15 protein-coding genes and 3 tRNA genes are annotated in these 19,351 nt (G+C 65.5%); 10 read left to right on the top strand and 8 right to left on the bottom strand.

Annotated elements, in window-relative coordinates:
• Window positions 1–137: 137 nt before the first annotated feature.
• Window positions 138–1,055: a LysR family transcriptional regulator gene (locus PG887_RS05010; RefSeq protein WP_010674613.1), complete on the bottom strand. Its 918-nt coding sequence runs from the start codon at window positions 1,053–1,055 to the stop codon at window positions 138–140.
• Between the two features lie 163 nt (window positions 1,056–1,218).
• On the opposite strand from PG887_RS05010, the gene PG887_RS05005 reads away from it, so the two are divergent.
• Entirely contained in the window at window positions 1,219–2,652 is a 1,434-nt protein-coding gene (locus PG887_RS05005; protein WP_010674614.1) for a glycoside hydrolase family 1 protein, read from the top strand.
• Window positions 2,653–2,747: 95 nt separating this feature from the next.
• Here the strand turns inward: PG887_RS05005 and PG887_RS05000 are convergent, their stop codons facing one another.
• The gene (locus PG887_RS05000; RefSeq protein ID WP_010674615.1) at window positions 2,748–3,506 is read right to left on the bottom strand and encodes an SDR family NAD(P)-dependent oxidoreductase; all 759 of its coding nucleotides are present in this window, start codon (window positions 3,504–3,506) and stop codon (window positions 2,748–2,750) included.
• Between the two features lie 130 nt (window positions 3,507–3,636).
• Between PG887_RS05000 and PG887_RS04995 the strand changes: the two genes are divergently transcribed.
• Window positions 3,637–4,572 (top strand): LysR family transcriptional regulator, encoded by a 936-nt coding sequence (locus tag PG887_RS04995; RefSeq protein WP_010674616.1) that lies wholly within the window; start codon window positions 3,637–3,639, stop codon window positions 4,570–4,572.
• Here PG887_RS04995 and PG887_RS04990 read toward each other — a convergent pair.
• Window positions 4,552–5,562, bottom strand: a complete 1,011-nt coding sequence (locus PG887_RS04990; RefSeq protein ID WP_010674617.1) for a helix-turn-helix transcriptional regulator — start codon at window positions 5,560–5,562, stop codon at window positions 4,552–4,554. The two genes, PG887_RS04995 and PG887_RS04990, sit on opposite strands and share 21 nt — an antisense overlap.
• 231 nt (window positions 5,563–5,793) lie before the next feature.
• Here PG887_RS04990 and PG887_RS04985 point away from each other — a divergent pair, with 231 nt between their 5' ends.
• The 3 genes from PG887_RS04985 to PG887_RS04975 all read left to right on the top strand — a co-directional run bounded on the left by PG887_RS04985 (window position 5,794) and on the right by PG887_RS04975 (window position 9,870).
• Window positions 5,794–7,830, top strand: a complete 2,037-nt coding sequence (locus tag PG887_RS04985; protein WP_010674618.1) for a glycoside hydrolase family 3 protein — start codon at window positions 5,794–5,796, stop codon at window positions 7,828–7,830.
• A gap of 169 nt (window positions 7,831–7,999) precedes the next feature.
• A complete protein-coding gene (nfo, locus tag PG887_RS04980) occupies window positions 8,000–8,857 on the top strand; it encodes a deoxyribonuclease IV (RefSeq protein ID WP_010674619.1) in 858 nt (285 codons plus the stop codon).
• 35 nt (window positions 8,858–8,892) lie between these two features.
• The gene (locus PG887_RS04975) at window positions 8,893–9,870 is read left to right on the top strand and encodes a Gfo/Idh/MocA family protein (RefSeq protein WP_010674620.1); all 978 of its coding nucleotides are present in this window, start codon (window positions 8,893–8,895) and stop codon (window positions 9,868–9,870) included.
• A gap of 85 nt (window positions 9,871–9,955) precedes the next feature.
• Here PG887_RS04975 and PG887_RS04970 read toward each other — a convergent pair whose 3' ends face one another.
• The gene (locus tag PG887_RS04970) at window positions 9,956–10,840 is read right to left on the bottom strand and encodes a LysR substrate-binding domain-containing protein (RefSeq protein ID WP_010674621.1); all 885 of its coding nucleotides are present in this window, start codon (window positions 10,838–10,840) and stop codon (window positions 9,956–9,958) included.
• 103 nt (window positions 10,841–10,943) lie between these two features.
• Between PG887_RS04970 and PG887_RS04965 the strand changes: the two genes are divergently transcribed.
• From PG887_RS04965 to PG887_RS04950, 4 genes are all read left to right on the top strand, one after another.
• The gene (locus PG887_RS04965) at window positions 10,944–11,924 is read left to right on the top strand and encodes a TDT family transporter (protein WP_029314475.1); all 981 of its coding nucleotides are present in this window, start codon (window positions 10,944–10,946) and stop codon (window positions 11,922–11,924) included.
• Between the two features lie 220 nt (window positions 11,925–12,144).
• Window positions 12,145–13,134, top strand: a complete 990-nt coding sequence (locus tag PG887_RS04960; protein ID WP_010674623.1) for a lipid A biosynthesis (KDO)2-(lauroyl)-lipid IVA acyltransferase — start codon at window positions 12,145–12,147, stop codon at window positions 13,132–13,134.
• A 154-nt stretch (window positions 13,135–13,288) separates the two neighbouring features.
• On the top strand, window positions 13,289–14,284 hold the full coding sequence (locus PG887_RS04955; protein WP_041215911.1) for an LpxL/LpxP family acyltransferase: 996 nt from the start codon (window positions 13,289–13,291) through the stop codon (window positions 14,282–14,284).
• A 94-nt stretch (window positions 14,285–14,378) separates the two neighbouring features.
• Entirely contained in the window at window positions 14,379–15,239 is an 861-nt protein-coding gene (locus PG887_RS04950) for a PA4780 family RIO1-like protein kinase (protein ID WP_029314478.1), read from the top strand.
• 59 nt (window positions 15,240–15,298) lie between these two features.
• On the opposite strand, the gene PG887_RS04945 is transcribed toward PG887_RS04950, so the two are convergent.
• Window positions 15,299–16,177 carry a pirin family protein gene (locus tag PG887_RS04945; RefSeq protein WP_010674626.1) on the bottom strand — a complete coding sequence of 293 codons (879 nt, stop codon included), beginning with the start codon at window positions 16,175–16,177 and terminating at the stop codon, window positions 15,299–15,301.
• Between the two features lie 237 nt (window positions 16,178–16,414).
• Between PG887_RS04945 and PG887_RS04940 the strand changes: the two genes are divergently transcribed.
• On the top strand, window positions 16,415–18,817 hold the full coding sequence (locus PG887_RS04940; RefSeq protein WP_039039090.1) for a DNA polymerase II: 2,403 nt from the start codon (window positions 16,415–16,417) through the stop codon (window positions 18,815–18,817).
• A 140-nt stretch (window positions 18,818–18,957) separates the two neighbouring features.
• On the opposite strand, the gene PG887_RS04935 is transcribed toward PG887_RS04940, so the two are convergent.
• The 3 genes from PG887_RS04935 to PG887_RS04925 all read right to left on the bottom strand — a co-directional run bounded on the left by PG887_RS04935 (window position 18,958) and on the right by PG887_RS04925 (window position 19,348).
• Window positions 18,958–19,034: transfer RNA gene (locus PG887_RS04935), tRNA-Val, on the bottom strand.
• Window positions 19,035–19,073: 39 nt separating this feature from the next.
• Window positions 19,074–19,150, bottom strand: a tRNA-Val gene (locus tag PG887_RS04930).
• A gap of 121 nt (window positions 19,151–19,271) precedes the next feature.
• A tRNA-Val gene (locus tag PG887_RS04925) sits at window positions 19,272–19,348 on the bottom strand.
• Window positions 19,349–19,351 lie beyond the last annotated feature (3 nt).

Genomic DNA, 19,351 nt, shown 5'->3' with positions numbered 1-19,351 from the left:
GTGGTGTGTTTGGAGACAGCCAGTTTACCAGCACCCTGTCTGTCAACTTCCACTTCCCCAAGATCCCGCGAAGAACCATTTTAAGGGGGGCGGACTGCCTAATGCCATCGTTAATGTGATTTTCGAATGATTCCCTTTCATGGGGTGTCCCAGGTGGGAGCCCCGTCCCCTGTCGTCATGAGGCCGGTGAGGGCGGGATCCGCCAGCTCCGCCACCGTCTGCCAGAAGGGGGCGACGAGGGGATTGTCGTTGCCTGGCGGGCGAATGAGCCCGATGATCCAGCTCGCGTCGGCCTCCCCGAGGGGCAGGGTCAGCACATCGGGATGCTCAATGGTGGTGGAGGAGGGGACCAGGGTCCAGGCGATGCCGGCCGCCGCGGTGGCGATGCCGGCAGCGAAGTCGTTCACGTACTGGATGTCCTGAAAGCGCAGGCCGCTCTGGGCGAGGTAATGGATGAACTGATCGTAAAAAGAGGGGGCCTTGTCCCGGCGCAGGATGGCGAGCGGCTTCTCCTGCAGATCGGCGAGCCCTGCCACCCCCTGATAGCCTGCGGGCAGCACGGCGACGAAATGGGCGCGCACCACGGGCAGCACCGGCCAGCCCTTGGGTGCGGGCAGGCGGCAGAAGCCAAGATCCAGGCGACCCTCCGCCAGTGCCAGCAACTGGTGATGGGTGGAGAGATCGTTGAGCTCGATGGCGACCCCGGGGCGGCTGGCCCGAAAGCGGGCGATGGCGGCGGGCACCAGCAGCTTGGTGGCGACCCCGAAGCCGATGCGCAGGGTACCCGCGTGGCCCGCCAGCACGTCGCGGGCGCTGCGGGCGAGCTGCTCGCTCTGGGCCACCAGGGTGCAGGCGTCGGCGTAGAGGGCGCGCCCGAGCACCGTCAGCCGGGTGCTGCCGGCGTTGCGCTCGAACAGCTCGCCGCCAAGGTCCGCCTCCAGCCGGCGGATCTGCTTGCTCAGGGCCGACTGGGTGACGTGCTGGCGCGCCGCCGCCTGACCAAAGTGCAATACCTCCCCCAGGGTGACGAAGGCTTTCAGGTCTCTCAACTCCATGGTGCCTCGCTTGATTCCAGATAGGAATGATAGGTGGCCATATTTGTCATTGGACGGAATTCTAGAAGTGTTGGATGCTGGTGCCAACTCATTTCGGGCCCCTGTACGGGGTCGACGTATCACGGGATGGCCCCCGCCATCCGCGCAGAAGGAGCAACACCAGATGCATCATCACAAGTTCAACGACTTCCCGAACGGTTTCCTCTGGGGCGCCGCCTCCGCCGCCTATCAGGTGGAAGGGGCCTGGAACGAGGAGGGCAAGGGCCCCTCGGTATGGGACAGCTTTACCAAATTGCCGGGCAAGACCTTTGAAGGGAGCAACGGAGACGTGGCGGTGGATCACTACCACAGGGTGGAAGAGGACGTGGCGCTGATGGCCGAGATGGGGCTCAAGGCCTATCGCTTCTCGGTGAGCTGGCCGCGCATCTACCCGACGGGGCGTGGCGAGGTGAACGAGGCGGGGCTCGCCTTCTACGACAGGCTCATCGACGCCCTGCTGGCCCACGGCATCGAGCCGGTGCTGACCCTCTATCACTGGGATCTCCCCCAGGCCCTGCAGGATGAGTACGGCGGCTGGGAAGACAGGCGCATCATCGACGACTTCGAGCGCTATTGCGTGACTCTCTATCAGCGCTTCGCCGGCAAGGTGAAGTACTGGGTGTCGCTCAACGAGCAGAACTACAACCTGACCAACGCCTACCAGCTTGGCACCCATCCTCCCGCGGTGCAGGACAGGAAGCGTTTCTTCGCCGCCAACCACATCGCGTTTCTCGCCAATGCCCGGGTCATCAAGGCGTTTCGCCAGCACGTGCCAAACGGCCTGATCGGGCCGAGCTTTGCATACTCCCCCGCCTATCCGGCCTCCTGCGCCCCGAGCGACATGCTGGCGTTCGAGAATGCCGAGGAGTTCACCAACCTCTGGTGGCTGGATGCCTACTGCTTCGGCCGTTACCCCCAGGCGGCGCTCGCCTATCTGCGGGAGACCGGCGAGGCGCCGGAGATCCTGCCGGGCGATCTCGAGCTCTTGCGCGAAGGCACCCCCGACTACATCGGGGTTAACTACTACTACACCCTGACCTTCACCGACAACCCCCTCGGCGGCCAGACGATGCAGCGCATCAACACCACGGGCAAGAAGGGCACTACGCCCTCCAGCGGCATTCCCGGCCTCTACAAGACGGCCCCCAATCCGCACCTTGAGACCAGCAACTGGGACTGGGCCATCGATCCCACCGGGATGCGCATCGCCCTGCGTCGGCTCTCCTCCCGCTACGCCCTGCCGCTGATGATCACCGAGAACGGCCTGGGGGAGTTCGACAAGCTGGAAGCCGGGGACAGGGTGAACGACGACTACCGTATCGCCTATCTGCACAGCCACCTCAAGGCGTGCCAGGAGGCGATGCAGGACGGGGTCGAGCTGATTGGATATTGCGCCTGGTCCTTCACCGACATCCTGAGCTGGCTCAACGGCTACCAGAAGCGCTACGGCTTTGTCTACGTGGACAGGGACGAGCAGGGAGGGTCTCTTCGTCGCATCAAGAAAGAGAGCTTCCACTGGTACAGCCAGGTCATTGCAAGCGGTGGCAAGACCCTGTAACGGGCCCGGTGCGCCGCACCTCGTCTGCCCAATGCCGGAAGGCCCCCTCATCGGAGGGGGCCTTCCTTGTTTGTGCAGCAGGCAATCATGACCGCCTAGATAAACATGCCGCCCGAGGCTTCGATGCGCTGGGCTGTGATCCAGCGGCAGTCATCGGAGAGCAGGGCGGCGATGGCGCCACCGATGTCGTCGGGCTGACCCACCCGGCCAAGGGCGGTCTGGCTCGCGAGAAAGTCGTTGACCCCCTTGTTGTCGCGCACCACGCCGCCGCCAAAATCGGTCTCGATGGCGCCGGGGGCCAGCACGTTGACCGCGATGCCCCTGGGGCCCAGCTCCTTGGCCAGATACTGGGTGAGCACCTCGACGCCCCCCTTCATGGCGGCGTAGGCGGCATAACCCGGCATGGCGAAGCGGGTGAGGCCGGTGGAGAGGTTGAGGATGCGACCGCCGTCTGCCAGGAGGGGCAGGAGCGCCTGGGTCAGGAAGAAGGTCCCCTTGAGGTGGATGTTGAGCAGGGTGTCGAACTGCTGCTCCGTGGTCTGCTCGAAGCTGGCATGAATGCCGATCCCGGCGTTGTTGACCAGGAAGTTGAAATGGGTGCGCTGCCACTCCCGGGCGAGCAGTTGCGTCACCTCCTCTGCAAAGGCCGCGAAGGTGGCGCTCTCGCCCACGTCCAGAGCCAGGGCATGGGCCCGAACGCCGAGGGCGCGGGCCTGGGTCACCACCGCCTCCGCCTCTGCGGCCTGGCTGCGATAGGTGATGATGAGGTCGACGCCTTTGGCGGCGAGGGCCAGGGCCCCGTGCTTGCCAAGGCCGCGGCTGGCCCCGGTGATGAGGGCGATGGGTCTGGTCATGGTATGACTCCTGTCAGGGTGGCGGACACAGGCTCGATACGAGCCGACCGGATCACTGTATTGTTCCTTTTAAACTGGATAAATAGCGTGATAATAGAATCACTGTTCCGTTTATCGAGACAATCAGGCCATGGATCAACTGGATGCGATGAGAGCCTTCGTGCGGGTTGCCGAGCTGGAGAGTTTTACCCGCTGCGCCGAGCAGACGGGCATCCCCAAGGCGACCCTCTCTGCCGCCATCCGTCGGCTGGAGGAGCGCATGGGGACCCGGCTCCTGCTGCGTACCACGCGGCGGGTGCAGCTCACCACGGACGGCCAGCTCTGCTATGCCAGATGCCGGGAGCTTTTGGCGGACATGGAGGAGTTTGACGGCCTGTTTCGCCAGGGGGGGCAGATCTCGGGACAACTGCGGGTCGACATGCCAAGCCGGATGGCCCGTCACCTGGTGATCCCGGCCCTGCCGGACTTTCTGGCGCAGCATCCCGCCCTGCAACTGATGCTGAGCAGCACGGACAGGCGGGTGGATCTGGTGCGCGAGGGGTTTGACTGCGTGGTGCGGGTCGGGGCGCTTGAGCCCTCCAGCCTGGTGGCCAGGCCCCTTGGTCACTATCGCCAGATCAACTGTGCCAGCGCAGGCTACCTGGCTCGCCACGGGGTGCCCCGCACCCTTGGGGATCTGGCGGGCCACCGGCTGGTGCACTATGGTTCCGGGTTTGGTGCCGGGCAGGGGCGCAGCGAGCCCGGCTTTGAATACCTGGCGGAAGATGGCCACCGCGCCCTGCTGCCCATGGCGGGGGCCCTCATGGTCAATGACAGCGAGACCTACCTGGCGGCGGCGCTGGCGGGGCTTGGCATCATCCAGATGCCGCGGGTGGGGGTCGAATCCCTGCTCGCGGGGGGCGAGCTGGTGAGCATCCTGCCCCAGTGGCAGCCGCCGCCGCTCCCCATCCACGCCCTCTATGCCCATCGCCGCCAACTGGCCCCCAGGGTCCAGCTCTTCATCCACTGGCTGGCGGGGTTGCTCGCCGCCCATCTCGGGGGCGCCTCAGAGGCGGCTGCGCCTTGAGCGAAACTCCCTCGGCGAGAGGGCAAACTCCTCGCGAAAGAAGCGGGTAAAGCTGCTCTGGCGGGCAAAACCCAGGCGCTCCCCCACTGTCTGCAGGGGGAGGGCGGGATCCTGCAACAGGCGGCAGGCCTCCTCCCGGCGCACCCGCTCCAGCAGGCCCGAGAAGTGGCACCCTTCCTCCCGCAGATGGCGGTTGAGGGTCCAGCGGGTCAGTTTGAGGTGCTCGCACACCCCATCGAGCAGAGAGGAGGCCTCGGCGCTCTCTTGCCACAGCTGCTGGCGGATGAGTGTCATCACCCTGTCCCGGTAGCGGCTGCTTGGGCGAAGCTGGGCCATCTGCCGGTCGAGCTCCCCGAGCAGCAGGGGTTGCAGGGGCAGGTTGCACTGCCCGTGGGCGAGATCGAGCAAGGCGGCGGGAAAGCGCAGCTCGAAGTCCGCCCCCTGTTGCAACCGCCCTTCCAGCCAGCCTGCCAGCTCACGCCACAGCCTGGGGCGTACCGGGGTGGGCAGCACCAGCAGCCCCTGGCCCGGGTGGTAGAACTGGAGCAGGGCATAGAGGTGGCAGAGGTTGGCCAGGCTGCTCAGGGCGATGACGTCCGGGTGATCGGACTCCGAGTGGTAGCTGATCCTGGCCTGCCCCTCTTCTTCTTGCAGGCGGATCTCGTCGCTCTCGCCGATGAGGGGGCGGTAGGCGAGGAAGAAGTGCAGGGCCTGGCGAAGGGTGGCGGCGTTGCAGCACAGGCTCGCCAGCGACATGAAGTCGGCAAAGAGGCCGGGGAGGGCGGGGGGCGTCCAGTCGAGGGCCAGATCCACGTGGGGGGCTGCCCCGGCCAGCAGCCGGAAGTGGCGCCCGGTGTCGAGCCGCCCCTGGGGGATCAGCAGCTCTTCGTGAGCGATGCCGCAGGGGTGCAGGAGGGCAGCAGGATCCCGCCCGCGGGCCTGCCAGTGGTTGAGGCAGTGCAGGGCAATCCGGTTGGAGACGGTCTTCACGGCAAAAATCCTTGTCAGCGGTGGCCCACCATCATCGGCCAACGGCGGCGGATTGCCGTGAGCCAGCGCCGCTTTCATGTTTCAGATTTGTAACCAAGGGTAACCCTGCAACCCTTTTCACACTTTTCAATCCTGCTCCCAACCGGCAACTTCCTGCACCCGACGGGCAAGTGAGAGGGGCCGCTTTTGCATAGAGTGGCGACTCCTACACACACAAGGAAGATAACAACAATGAAACACCACTCGCTCTCCCGAACCCGTGTCGCCCTCGCCATCGGGGCCCTGCTGCTGGCAGGGTGCAACGACAACGATTCCACCCCCAAGCCCGAGCAGCCCGTTCTGGGCCACCGCACCGTCACCCTCATCGAGCAGGACGGCCTGCAATTCAAGGATCTCGATGGCAGCGGCACCCTGACCCCCTACGAGGACTGGCGCCTCGGCGCCGCCGAGCGGGCCCGGGATCTGGTGGGCAGGCTCACCCTGGCCCAGAAGGCAGGGCTGATGATGCACGGCACCCTGGTGCTGGACGGGGCGGGGCGGGTGAACCTCGCGGCCATGGACAAGATGCTGCGCGAGGACGGGGTCAACACCTTCATCACCCGCATGGCCGGTGATCCGGCGGCCATCGCCGCAGACAACAACACCCTGCAGGCCCTGCTGGAAGGGGTGGGATTCGGCATCCCCATGACGGTGAGCACGGATCCCCGCAACCACTTCACCCATGATCCGAACGCCACCAGCATCGGTGCCGGGGCCTTCTCCCAGTGGCCCGAGACCCTGGGGCTGGCCGCCATCGGCGATGCTGCCCTGGTGCAGCGCTTTGGCGACATCGCCCGTCAGGAGTACCGTGCCGTCGGCATCCACGAGGCCCTCTCGCCCCAGGCGGATCTCGCGACCGAGCCGCGCTGGGGCCGCATCAACGGCACCTTCGGGGAAGACAACCTGCTCGCCAAGTCCCTGGTCAAGGCCTACATCGAGGGCTTCCAGCAGGGGAGCGAGGGGATAGGCAAGGAGAGCGTGGTCACCGTGGTCAAGCACTTCGCCGGGGCCGGTCCCCAGAAGGACGGGCTGGATGCCCACAACCCCTGGGGCAAGGAGCAGGTCTACCCCGGCGGCCAGTTTGCTTACCACCTGGTGCCCTTCGAGGGTGCCTTCGAGGCCAGGGTGGCCGCCGTGATGCCCTATTACGCCATGCCCCTGGGCCTGACCCAGGATGGGCAGCCCGTCGAGGAGGTGGGGTTTGGTTTCAACCGCCAGATCATCACGGATCTGTTGCGGGGCCACTTCAAGTTTGACGGCGTGGTGCTGAGCGACTGGGGCATCGTCAATGACTGTGACAGCCGCTGCGAGCAGGGGCTGACCCAGGATGAAGTCAATGCCGGGGTGAGCCCCTGGACCGTGCCCTTTGGCATGTCCTGGGGCGTGGAGAAGCTCACCAAGGCCGAGCGTTATGCCAAGGCCATCGACGCCGGGGTGGATCAGTTCGGTGGCGTGGAAGATCCGGCTCCCCTGCTGGCGGCGGTGCAGAGCGGTCTGGTGACCGAGGCGGCCATCACCACTTCGGCCGAGCGGATCCTGGCCCAGAAGTTTGCCCTCGGGCTCTTCGAGAATCCCTATGTGGATGCCGAGGCCGCGGTGGCCCTGGTGGGCAAGGCCGAGTTCCAGCAGGAGGCCCAGGCCGCCCAGGCGGCGTCTCACGTGCTGCTGAAGAACGAGGGGGCCCTGCTGCCGCTGAAGGCGGACGGCAAGCGGGTCTATCTGCACAATGTCAACGCCGAGGTGGCCAGGGCCAACGGCTATACGGTGGTGACGAACCTGGCCGACGCGGAGCTTGCCATCGTGCGGGTCAACGCCCCGGGCGAGCAGGACCCCCGCTTCCCGTTTGGCAGCATCCACTTCGGCCAGCTCGGCTTTGCCAGCAATGCTCAGGTGGTGCAGGAGACGGCCCACGAAGGGGTCTACCGCGGCGCGGATGACTATGCCGCCATCCAGGCCATCGAGCAGGCCGGGGTGCCCCTGGTGCTCTCCGTCTATCTGGACAGGCCCGCCATCCTGACCGAGGTGGCCCCGGCGGCCCGGGTGCTGCTCGCCAACTTCGGCGCCCTGGATCAGGCCCTGTTCGATGTCATGAGCGGCACCCAGAAGGCACGCGGCAAGCTCCCCTTCGAGCTGCCCTCGAGCTGGCAGGCGGTGCTGGCCCAGTCCCCGGACGTGGCCAAGGACTCACAAAGCCCGCTCTATCCCTACGGGGCCGGTCTGGCCTATTGACGGACAGGGATGTTCTGTCTCTCATCAAGGCGCCTTCGGGCGCCTTTTCCATTGCCCCCATCGACAATCCCGGTTTGGCGCAAGGGGTTGGCTTGGGCATAATGGCGCCCCGGCAACGGGTGCGGTGGCCAGTGTGGCAGGCACCCGGTCACAGTGCACAGGAGATGAGATGAAATTTATCGGAGCCCACGTCAGTGCGGCGGGCGGGGTGGAAAACACCATCGCCCGGGCCAAAGCCATCGGGGCCAACGCCTTCGCCCTGTTTACCAAGAATCAGCGCCAGTGGCAGGCGGCGCCCCTCTCCGAGGCCAGTATTCGCGCCTTCAAGGCCGCCTGCGAGAAGGAGGGCTTTCGTCCCGAGCAGATCCTGCCCCACGACAGCTACCTCATCAACCTGGGTCATCCCGACCCCGACGCCCTCGCCAAGTCCCGGGATGCGTTTCTGGACGAGATGAAGCGCTGCGAGCAACTGGGGCTGTGCTACCTGAACTTCCACCCGGGCAGCCATCTCAAGCAGATCCCCGAGGCGGTGAGCCTCAAGCTCGTGAGCGAGTCCATCAACTGGGCGCTGGAGCGCAGCGAAGGGGTGACGGCGGTGATCGAGAATACCGCCGGCCAGGGCACCAACCTCGGCTGGTCGTTCGAGCACCTGGCCACCCTCATCGACGGGGTAGAGGACAAGAGTCGGGTCGGCGTCTGCTTTGACACCTGCCACGCCTTCGCCGCCGGTTACGATCTGCGTACCCCCGAGGGGTGCGAGGCGGTGTTTGCCGACTTCGACCGCATCGTGGGGTTCGAGTACCTCAAGGGGATGCATATCAACGGCGCCAAGTGTACCTTCGGTAGTCGGGTCGACCGTCACCACAGCCTGCGGGAGGGCAACCTCGGCGAGGCGGTGTTCCACCACATCATGAACGACGACCGTTTCGACGGCATCCCGCTTATCCTCGAGACCATCGACGAGTCCATCTGGGGCGAGGAGTTAAGCTGGCTGCGCAGCCTGGCCGGGAGCCCGCGCCCGGCGTGATGCCGGGGTCCACCATTGGGTAGCAAGGAGAGACGATGCACGACGAGACAAGGGCGCCCCTGCGCTTTGGCATTGCCGGGGCGGGGGCCATCGCCCGGCGTTTTTGCCGCGATGTGAACGGGCACGCCAGGGGAGCCGAGGTGGTGGCCATCGCCGCCCGGGACCAGGGACGGGCGGACGAGTTCGCCCGGGATCTGGGGCTGCCCCACGCCTATGGCAGCTATGAGGCCCTGGCCGCCAGCCCCGAGGTGGAGGCCGTCTATGTGGCGGTCATCCACCCGGAGCACGCGGGCCTGGTGAGGCAGATGCTGCTGGCGGGCAAGCACGTACTGGTGGAAAAACCGGCGGTGACCCGGGTGGCGGATTGGGACGCCCTGGTGGCGCTCGCCCACGCACGGGGCCTGCTGCTGCTCGAGGCCATGAAGGTGATGTGCTTCCCCGCCATGCGCGCCCTGTTGCAGCGCCTGCCCCTGCTGCCGCCGCCGCGCGAGCTGCGGGCGGCGTTCGGTTCGACCCAGCCCAGGGTGGGCAAGCTGTTCGATCCTGCCCTCGACGGCGGCGCCGCCTGGGACGTGGGGGTCTATCCCCTCTGGCTCCATGCCGCCCTCTGCCATCGGCTGGGGCTGGGCTGCCCCGCCCCCGAGGTGACGCTGACGCGGGCTCCGGGGGAGGTGGATCTCACCGCCAGCTTCACGTTCGATGAGCCGTTTCGGGCCGAGCTCGGGGCCTCCATCATCGAGGATCTCGAGCGGGAAGCGTCCTTGTCCGGGGAGGGGTGGCGCCTGGTCATCGAGGGCAAGTGGTGGAATCCCCAGCACATTCGCTGGCAAGGGGGGCCTGCCCCCGTCATCTGGCCGGCGGACATCTATCTGCCGGTGGAGGGGGGCGGCATGCAGCACGAGGCGGATCACTTCGCCGATTGCCTGCGCCACCGGCTGCTGGACTCCCCCTGGGTGCCCCAGGCCGTGACCCGGCAGGTGCTCGGCTGGATTGAAGGGGGACTCGCCGGCTGAGGCCGGGGAAGGGCTGAGGGTCGAGGGGAGCATCGGCTGAACGACAAGGGCGCCAATGGCGCCCTTGTCGTATCCGAAGGGGTTCTCACGCCAGGGTCTGGGCGCGGCAGAAGGCCAGGAAGCGGCGCAGGGCGACGGAGTGGAACTTCTGCTTGTGCCAGACGAGGGAGAGCTGGCGGGGGAAGCGGCGACTCGGGGTGAGGGCCACCAGGCGCCCCTGTGCCAGCCGGTCCGCCACCGCGAGGCGGGAGATGAAGGAGATGCCGAGCCCCTTCTCCACCGCCAGCATCACCGCCTCCAGGGTATTGAGCTCTATCCCCGCCTGCCAGCGGGGCAGGTGGGGCTGGAGCTGCTGCTCGAACTGCTCGCGGCTGCCGGATTGCGCCTCGCGCAGCACCCAGGTTTCCCCGGCAAGCCGGCGCAGGGGCAGCTCGAGCTGATCCGCCAGGGGGTGACCGGGGGCGGCGATGATGAGCATCTCGTCCTCCAGCCAGGGTTCGCTCACCAGGTCCGGGTGGTGGTTCTCCCCCTCGATGAGGGCGAGATCCAGCTCGAAGTGGGCGAGGGCATGGCACAGGAGGTGGGTGTTGGCGATGGTGACCCTGGGGGCGGCTCCCAGCTCCTGGGCCCCCTCCGCCAGCAGGGCGGGCAGCAGGTAGTTGCCGATGGTCTGGCTGGCCCCGAGGTGCAGCTGGCCGCTCGGCTCGGCATCGGGGCTGAAGAGCTGCTCTATCTCCTGCATCCGGGTCAGCAGCTCCTCGGCGGCCGGTTGCAGCAGGCGCCCCTCGCTGTTGAGCTGAAGCCTCGGGTGCACCCGGTCGAACAGGGGCGTGGCGAGCTGGCGCTCCAGCTCCTGCAGCGACTGGGAGACGGCCCCCTTGCTCAGGCAAAGTTCATTGGCGGCGCCCCCCAGGTTGCCGTGGCGGGCGATGGTGGCAAACACCTTGAGTTGTTGCAGGGTGAGCTTCATATCGTTTGATTTTCCTAAACGCTAAGTTCAATTCATTTAGATATCGTAAACGATAGACCCCCTTTATCCTATGCCCATCGTCATCATCAAGAGGGTATTCGCCATGATCGCAAGAACCCGCCGCTCCCTGGCCGCCGCCCCGACCCCCATGGCCGGTCTGGCTCTGGGGATCGCCAGCCTCGGCTGGTGCTGGGAAAATGCCGGTCAGTTCGATGGCCGTCTGCAACTGCTGGGGGCCGCCATCGCCGCCGTGCTGCTCCTCGTCCTGACCTTCAAGTTTCTGATCCACCCGCGCCTGCTGTGGCAGGATCTCGCCCATCCCGTGGTGGGCAGCGTGGTGCCCACCTACGCCATGGGGACCATGGTGGTCTCCAAGGCGGTCGGCCTGCTCGCCCCGACCCTGGGGCAGGGGCTCTGGCTGTTTGCGGTCATCATCCACCTCGTCTTCCTCGCCACTTTCGTCTGGCACAGGGCCAGAGCGTTCGAAATCCATCACATGGTGCCGAGCTGGTTTGTGCCGCCGGTGGGGATCATCGTGGCTGACGTGGCCTACCCGGGCGGTCCCTTCGCATCCCTGGCCACCGGCCTGCTCTGGTTCGGCATGGCCTGCTACGGCCTGATGCTGCCGCTGATGCTCTATCGCCTCATCTTCAGCCACGAGGTGCCGGATGCCGCCAAGCCCACTATCGCCATCCTGGCCGCCCCGGCGAGCCTGTCGCTGGCCGGCTACCTCACCGTGAGCCAGGATCCCTCCCTGCTGCTGGTGGCGGTGCTGCTCGGGATCGCCGTGCTGATGACCGGCATCATCTACCTGGCCTTCATCAAGCTGCTGCGCCTGCCGTTCTCGCCGGGTTACGCCGCTTTCACCTTCCCCCTGGTGATCGGGGCCACCGCCCTGTTCAAGGTGAGTCACCTGCTGTCGCAGTGGCCGGAGGCGGCCCGCTATGCCGAGCAGCTCCATCAGCTGGCCTATCTGGAGCTGGGGGTGGCCACCCTGGTGGTGGGTTACGTGGCCCTGCGTTACCTGATGTTCTTCCTGCCGGCGGTGCAGGATGACCTGCCGGGGCAGCCCGCACGCCGCTAGGCACAAGGTTTTCATCCCCCCTCGTCATCGACCCCGCCCGTGCGGGGTCTGCCGTTCGTGATGCAGTGACACAGAGGGGAATCAAATGAAGCAGATTAATTTTGTCAATCCGTGAAGTGGCTTAAATAGTTGCCCATACAGGCGACATTCAGTTGGCGTTAACTGGTAATACCTGTCACGATGCGCGCCACTTTATCTTCCCATTGTTTTGTCGTGCCCCATGTCCTCATCTGATCCCGTGTTTGACGCCCGATTCCAGCCTCGTCTGCTGCACCCCCGTTACTGGTTGAGCTGGCTCGCCCTCGGCGCCATCGGTGTGCTCGCCTTCGTGCCCCCGCGCTGGCGGGATCGCCTGGCCGATGCTCTGACGCCCCTGGTATGCGCCATCTCGAAGAAGCAGATCTACATCGCCAGGACCAACCTCGCCATCTGCTTCAAGGAGAAGAGCGAGGCCGAGCGGGAGGCCATCCTGATGACCTCCATCCGGGTCGGCCTCAAGAGCCTGCTGGGCTTTGGCGAGTTCACCTGGCGCAGCCCCGCCCACGTGATGGGGCGGATCCAGGTCAGCGGCTGGGAACATATCGAGGCGGAGCAGGCCGCTGGCCGACCGGTGATCCTGGTGGTGCCCCACAGCTGGCCCATCGACGCGGCGGGCTACTACTTTGCCCAGCGGGGCCTGCCCATGTGCACCATGATGAAGAGCGCCCGCAACCCGGTGTTCGACTGGCACATCAACGGCGCGCGGGCCCGGCACGGCTGCCGCGTCTATGAGCGCAGCGCCGGCATCAAGCCGGTGATCAAGGCGGTGAAATCCGGTCTGAGCTTCTTCTATCTGCCGGATCAGGATCACGGCCGGGAGGCAAGCCTGTTCGCCCCCTTCTTCAACCACCCCAAGGCGACGTTGCCGGCCCTGCCACGGCTGGTGAAGCTGACCGGCGCCCGGGCCCTGCCGGTGCTGGCCTGCTATGACGAGCAGGCGCACGGCTACCGGTTGGAGGTCGAGGCTCCCTACGCCGACTACCCGAGCGGGGATCTGATGGCGGATACCTGCCGCATGAACGACAGCGTGGAGCGCCAGCTCTGCCGCCACCCGGGCCAGTACATGTGGTTCCTCAAGATCTTCGACACCCGTGAGGATCAGGTGGGGCCGGATGGCCTCTACGAAGAGGGGATCCGGCGCATCCGCCGGGGCCTTGCTCCTCACCCCTGAGCCTTGCGCTCACCCGGTGCAAAAATGTGGCCCCAAGCGGGCCACTTTTTATTTCTAACTTGTCTGATCAGTGACTTGGCGCGGGGGCGCTGTGCAGGGCAGGGTAGAAAAAGTTGTCAGGATCACTAAAATGACGCTCTGTTTTGATGATTCGATGGCGACCATGTCCGCACAAGATCCGGTGTTTGACACCTCTTTTCATCCGCGCCTGCTGCACCCCCGTCTGTGGGGCAGCTGGCTGGCCGTCGCTCTGCTCTCCCTGCTGGCCTGGGTGCCGGCAAGGGCACGGGACAAGCTGGCCGACTACCTGGCCCCCCTGCTGCTGCGCGTCTCCAGGAAGCAGGCCTACATCGCCGACACCAACCTCAAGATCTGCTTCCCCCATCTCGACGAGGCGGGCCGTCAGGCCCTGCTGCTGAAATCCATCCGGGTGGGGCTCAAGACCTTCCTGGGCTTTGGCGAGCTGACCTGGCGCAGCCCCGACTTCCTCAAGGGGCGCGTCAAGGTGAGCGGCTGGGAGCACGTGGAGGCGGAGCGGGCAGCCGGTCGCCCCATGATCTTCGTGGTGCCCCACACCTGGGCGGTGGACATGATTGGCCGCTACTTCCCCCTCCAGGGGATCAAGATGTGCACCATGATGAAAAGCCCCAAGGATGCGGTGTTCGACTGGTACATCAACCGCGAGCGCAGCAAGGGTGGGCGTATCTACGAGCGCAGCGTCGGCATCAAGCCCGCCATCAAGGCCCTGCGCAGCGGCGACAGCTTTTTCTATCTGCCGGATCAGGATCACGGCCGGGAGGCGAGCCTCTTCGTGCCCTTCTTCAACCACCCCAAGGCGACCCTGCCGGCCCTGCCCAAACTGGTGAAGCTGACCGGTGCCCGCGCCGTGCCCATTCTGGCCTGCTACGACGAGGATCAGGGGTGCTACCGGCTGGAGATCGAGGCGCCGTTCGACCCTTATCCCACCGCGGATCTGGTAGCGGACGTCAACCAGATGAACCGCATGGTGGAGCAGCAGCTTGGCCGCTTCCCCGAGCAGTACATGTGGTTTCTCAAGATCTTCGAAACCCAGGAGCACGATCAGGGCGAAGACGGTCTCTACGAGGCGGGGATCCGCCGCATCCGCCAGGGGCTGCCACCGGAACCTTGATCGACACGGCCCCCTTGCGGGCCGTTTCTGACAGGGGTGGCAGGCCACCAGCAAACAGGTGCAAACAAGGTGCAAATAGGGTAAAAGGGCGGTCATGAAAATTCCAAATCGAATCCAACCTCTGGTTGATGACGGCCTGGTGGACGATGTCATCAGCCGGCTGATGAGCGGCAAAGAGGCCGACGTCTATGTGGTGCGCTGCGGCGACGAGATCCGCTGCGCCAAGGTCTACAAAGAGGCGTCAAAGCGCAGCTTCAAGCAGGCCGTGGTCTATCAGGAAGGGCGGCGGGTACGCAGCAGCCGCGATGCCCGCGCCATGGAGAAGGGCTCCAAGTACGGTCGCAAGCAGCACGAAGAGGTGTGGCAGAACACCGAGGTGGATGCCCTGTTCAAGCTGGCGGCGGCCGGGGTGCGGGTTCCCAGGCCCTATGTCTGCCTCGATGGCGTGCTGCTGATGGAGCTCATCACCGACGCCGACGGCAACGTCGCTCCCCGTCTCAACGATGTGGCCCTGACCCGTGAGCAGGCTCTGGTGGATCATGGCAAGGTGATCCGCTACGTGGTGCGCATGCTCTGCGCCGGTCTCATTCACGGGGATCTCTCGGAGTTCAACGTGCTGGTGGACGAAGAGGGGCCCGTCATCATCGACCTGCCCCAGGTGGTGGATGCCGCCGCCAACAACCAGGCCAGGGCCATGCTGGAGCGGGATGTCGACAACATGCGCAACTACTACGGCATGTATGCCCCCGAACTGCTCAAGACCCGGTATGCCCGGGAGATGTGGTCCTTGTTCGAGGATGGCAAGCTGGGCCCCGAGACCGAGCTCACCGGCCTGTTCGAAGAGAGCCGGGAGGCCATCGATCTGGATGGCGTGCTGCACGAGATAGAAAGTGCCCAGGAGGAGGCCATGGCCCGCCGGGCCAGGTTGCAGGCGGAGCAGGAAGAGGAGTCCTGACGGGCCTTCATTCCAATCAAAAAGAGCGCCATGGGCGCTCTTTTGTTTTGGACCCTGGCTCAGAGCCCGGTCAGGGGTGGCGCCTTGAGACGGGGCCCCTGGTAACCCGTCACCTCGCCAAAGCGCGGATGACCGCTCTCCCAGTCGGCGGCGGCGGTGCGAATGGCCTCCTTGTCGACGCTCACGAAGTTCCACCAGATCTGCAGCGGTTTGGGCAGGGGCTCGCCGCCGATGAGCAGCAGCCGGGCGCCCGGGCGCAGGGTCAGCGCCACCTCCCGGTTGCCGGGGGGCAGGTAGAGCAGCTGCTCCGGGGCCAGGGCCTCCCCTGCGACGATGGTCTCCCCCGCGAGGGGAAAGAGGCCGTGCTCGAAGGCGGGATCCAGGGGAAGGGTGATCTCGCCTCCCTCGGGGGCGTGCAGATCCAGCCCCAGAATGGGGGAGAAGTGCAGGGTGGGGGCGCGCCGGCTGCCGTGCTCGCCGATGAGCAGAGTGAGGGTGATCTCCCCTTGCTGCCAGCGGGGGAGCGTCGGGTAGTGATCGAAGCGGGGCGGGGTATGCTGATCCGCCTCTGGCAGGGCTATCCAGAGCTGGGCGGCGTGCAGATCGGGCTGGTTCGGGACCGACTCCTCCGTGTGGGCGATGCCCCGTCCTGCGGTCATCAGGTTCACCTGGCCCGGACGGATCACCTGCTTGCTGCCCAGGCTGTCCCGGTGGAGGATCTCCCCCTCCAGCATCCAGGTGAAGGTCTGCAGGGCGATGTGGGGGTGGGGCCCCACATCCATGCCGGGGGCGCCGGGGGCAAAGCGGGTCGGGCCGATATGATCGAGAAAACACCAGGGCCCGATGGTGCGCCGCTCCTTGACCGGGATGGCGCGAGCCACCGGGATGCCGCCCACATCGGTGAGGCGGGAGGCAATGCGTTGCCACTGTTGTGTCATGGGGTGCTCCTTGTCGAGGAAAAGGTTGGCGCGCGCAGGCCGCAGCGTCTGCCGGAAGTTGGACATGCCGTCTCGCCCGGTGCCTGTGAGTGATGCCGAGGTTACTATGCCCCAATCCGGCGCCGGATGGCAAAGACGGGGCACAGCGCCTGCCCTGAGGGCCCAGCCCGGCAATTGCAGCCGGGTACTGTATGAACGTACAATAGTCCCATCCCACTCTTGAGCCCGACCACCTGCATGACCGACATCCAGCCCCTCCCTCCCGTGACCCCGCCGCTCGACGGCTTCATCCTGACCCGCCATGGTCGGGATGTGCAGGGGCGTACCGAGATCGTGATGTGGCTCTGGAGCGCACAGGGACCGGTACGGGTGGTGGTGCCGGGGCAGGAGCCGGTCTTCTTCCTCCCGGAACGCCACCTGGAGGAGGCGGCAGAGCTTTTCAAGGGGGCCGGGGTGAGGGGGCGTTTTCGCCGCCTCCCCATGCACACCTTCGAGGGGAGCCGGGTGGTGGGCTGCTACTTTGCCACCCTGAGCGCCTTCCACCGCGCCATCGAGCTGCTGCTCATCCGCGGATTGGAGCACTTCGAGGCGGATATCCGCCTGCCCGAGCGCTTTCTCATGGAGCGCTTCATCACCGCCGGGATGCGCTTTGACGGCAAGGCGAGGCGAAAGGGGGGCAGGCAGGGTTACTGGGAGGTAAACGAGGCGCGCTGTGCGCCGCAGGCGGTGACGCCGACCCTCTCCTGGGTCTCCCTGGACGTGGAGTGCGCCATGGATGGCACTCTCTTCTCGGTGGGGCTTCATAGCGAAGAGGACGCGCGGGTCATCATGATTGGTGCCCCGGAGCCGGACTCGCAGGACTGGGAGACCCCCGTCGAGTGGGTGGCGGACGAGCCAGCCCTGCTCGGTGCCCTGGAGGGCTGGTTCAGCCTGCACGATCCCGATCTCGTCATCGGCTGGAACGTGGTGAATTTCGACTTTCGCCTGCTGCTGCGCCGCGCCGAACTCCACAAGCGGCGGCTGCGGCTCGGGCGCGGGCGGGAGCTCTGCTTCTGGCGCTCGTCCCGAAACGACCCCCAGAGCGGCAACGTCATCATCCCGGGGCGCATGGTGCTGGACGGCATCGATACCCTCAAGAGCGCCACCTGGCAGTTCCCGAGCTACAGCCTGGATGCGGTGGCGAGCGAGCTGCTCGGGCGGGGCAAGGACATCGAGGACGTGGCCAACCGGGGGGAGAAGATCACCGAGCTGTTCCACTCCGACAAGGAGGCGCTGGCCCGCTACAACCTGGAAGATTGCAGGCTGGTGTGGGAGATCTTCGATTTCTGCCACCTCATCCCCTTCGCCATCGAGCGCGCCTCCCTCACCGGTCTTGAGCTCGACCGGGTGGGCGGGTCGGTGGCGGCGTTCACCAACCTCTATCTGCCACGGCTGCACCGCGGTGGCTATGTGGCGCCCAACCTGCCGGCAGACGGCGGGCTCGCAAGCCCCGGCGGCTATGTGATGGACTCCAAGCCGGGGCTCTATCGCCACGTGCTGGTGCTCGACTTCAAGAGCCTCTATCCCAGCATCATCCGCACCTTCTGCATCGACCCCATGGGGCTGGTGGAGGGGCTCAAACACCCGGATAACGCCATTCCAGGCTTTCGCGGCGCCCTGTTCTCCCGAACCCGCCACTTCCTGCCGGATCTCATCGCCACCCTCTGGGCGGCGCGGGATCGGGCCAAGGCCGCCAGTAACAAGGCCCTCTCCCAGGCCATCAAGATCATCATGAACTCCTTCTACGGGGTGCTGGGGTCGGGGGGCTGCCGCTTCTATGACCCGAGGCTCGCCTCCTCCATCACCTTGCGGGGCCACGGCATCATGCAGCAGACCCGGGAGTGGATAGAGGCAGAAGGGTTCGAGGTGATCTATGGGGACACCGACTCCACCTTCGTGCACCTGGGGAGCGATATCCGTCTCGAACAGGCGGACGAGATTGGCCAGCGACTGGCGAAGATGATCAACGACAACTGGGCCGCGCTGATAAGGCGGGAGTTCGACCTGCCGAGCCATCTGGAGATCCAGTACGAGACCCACTACCGCCGTTTCCTGATGCCCACCATTCGCGGGCTGGAGAAGGGGAGCAAGAAACGCTATGCGGGACTGGTGGGCGAAGGGGAAGGGGAGCACCTGGTGTTCAAGGGGCTGGAGACGGTGCGCACCGACTGGACACCCCTTGCCAAGGCATTCCAGACCCGGCTCTACGAAATGGTGTTCCACGACCAGGATCCCAGCAGTTATGTGCGCACCATGGTGGACGAGACCCGGGCCGGCCGTCACGACGATCTGCTCATCTACCGCAAGCGGCTGCGCCAGAAACTCGAGGAGTATCAGAAGAACGTGCCGCCCCATGTGCGGGCGGCGCGCCTGGCGGATGAGGAGAATCTGCGCCGCGGCCTGCCCCAGCGTTATCAGCACAGGGGCACCATCGCCTACCTGATGACCCTGAACGGCCCCGAGCCTTTGGAGTACCGGCGCAGCGCCGTCGACTACGAGCACTACATCGACAAGCAGCTCAGGCCCATCGCCGACGCCATCCTTCCCTTTGTGGGGGAGTCGTTCGAGCGGATCTGCGGCCAGCAGCTCGATCTCTTCTGACGAAGCGAGGTAAACGCGGCGGCCATGGCACGACAATGGCGGCCCGTGGGCCAGAGGGGACAGGAGGCAGATGACGGGGGAGAGCGGATGTCAGAGCCGACCAATGCAAAAAGCCCGCTATCAAGCGGGCTTTTCAAATCTGGTGCGTCCTAGTGGATTCGAACCACCGACCCCCACCATGTCAAGGTGATGCTCTAACCAGCTGAGCTAAGGACGCAGGGTGCGCAAGGCGACTTTGTGTGTCATTGCAGGGGAGTGGTGGGTTTAATTGGATTCGAACCAACGACCCCTACCATGTCAAGGTAGTGCTCTAACCAACTGAGCTATAAACCCACATCTGTGTTCAACCGGATTCGAACCAACGACATTGCCTACGCCATGTCAAAGTACTGTTCTAACCGACTGAGCTTTAGACCCACATCAAATTCATATCTGCAATTTATTCAAACTGTTATGGTGCGTCCTAGTGGATTCGAACCACCGACCCCCACCATGTCAAGGTGGTGCTCTAACCAGCTGAGCTAAGGACGCTCA

Source organism: Aeromonas sp. QDB14, assembly GCF_027707845.1.
Classification (GTDB): domain Bacteria; phylum Pseudomonadota; class Gammaproteobacteria; order Enterobacterales; family Aeromonadaceae; genus Aeromonas; species Aeromonas caviae.
This window is presented reverse-complemented; position numbering and strand designations above follow the sequence as displayed.

What these genes read in the sequence shown, in the direction of transcription:
- PG887_RS04950 (WP_029314478.1), top strand. Translation starts at nt 14,379, where the DNA reads ATGAAAATTCCAAATCGAATCCAACCTCTGGTTGATGACGGCCTGGTG.
- PG887_RS04955 (WP_041215911.1), top strand. Translation starts at nt 13,289, where the DNA reads ATGGCGACCATGTCCGCACAAGATCCGGTGTTTGACACCTCTTTTCAT.
- PG887_RS05000 (WP_010674615.1), bottom strand. Translation starts at nt 3,506, where the DNA reads ATGACCAGACCCATCGCCCTCATCACCGGGGCCAGCCGCGGCCTTGGC.
- PG887_RS04985 (WP_010674618.1), top strand. Translation starts at nt 5,794, where the DNA reads ATGAAACACCACTCGCTCTCCCGAACCCGTGTCGCCCTCGCCATCGGG.
- PG887_RS05005 (WP_010674614.1), top strand. Translation starts at nt 1,219, where the DNA reads ATGCATCATCACAAGTTCAACGACTTCCCGAACGGTTTCCTCTGGGGC.
- PG887_RS04960 (WP_010674623.1), top strand. Translation starts at nt 12,145, where the DNA reads ATGTCCTCATCTGATCCCGTGTTTGACGCCCGATTCCAGCCTCGTCTG.
- nfo (WP_010674619.1), top strand. Translation starts at nt 8,000, where the DNA reads ATGAAATTTATCGGAGCCCACGTCAGTGCGGCGGGCGGGGTGGAAAAC.
- PG887_RS04975 (WP_010674620.1), top strand. Translation starts at nt 8,893, where the DNA reads ATGCACGACGAGACAAGGGCGCCCCTGCGCTTTGGCATTGCCGGGGCG.
- PG887_RS05010 (WP_010674613.1), bottom strand. Translation starts at nt 1,055, where the DNA reads ATGGAGTTGAGAGACCTGAAAGCCTTCGTCACCCTGGGGGAGGTATTG.
- PG887_RS04945 (WP_010674626.1), bottom strand. Translation starts at nt 16,177, where the DNA reads ATGACACAACAGTGGCAACGCATTGCCTCCCGCCTCACCGATGTGGGC.
- PG887_RS04940 (WP_039039090.1), top strand. Translation starts at nt 16,415, where the DNA reads ATGACCGACATCCAGCCCCTCCCTCCCGTGACCCCGCCGCTCGACGGC.
- PG887_RS04995 (WP_010674616.1), top strand. Translation starts at nt 3,637, where the DNA reads ATGGATCAACTGGATGCGATGAGAGCCTTCGTGCGGGTTGCCGAGCTG.
- PG887_RS04970 (WP_010674621.1), bottom strand. Translation starts at nt 10,840, where the DNA reads ATGAAGCTCACCCTGCAACAACTCAAGGTGTTTGCCACCATCGCCCGC.
- PG887_RS04965 (WP_029314475.1), top strand. Translation starts at nt 10,944, where the DNA reads ATGATCGCAAGAACCCGCCGCTCCCTGGCCGCCGCCCCGACCCCCATG.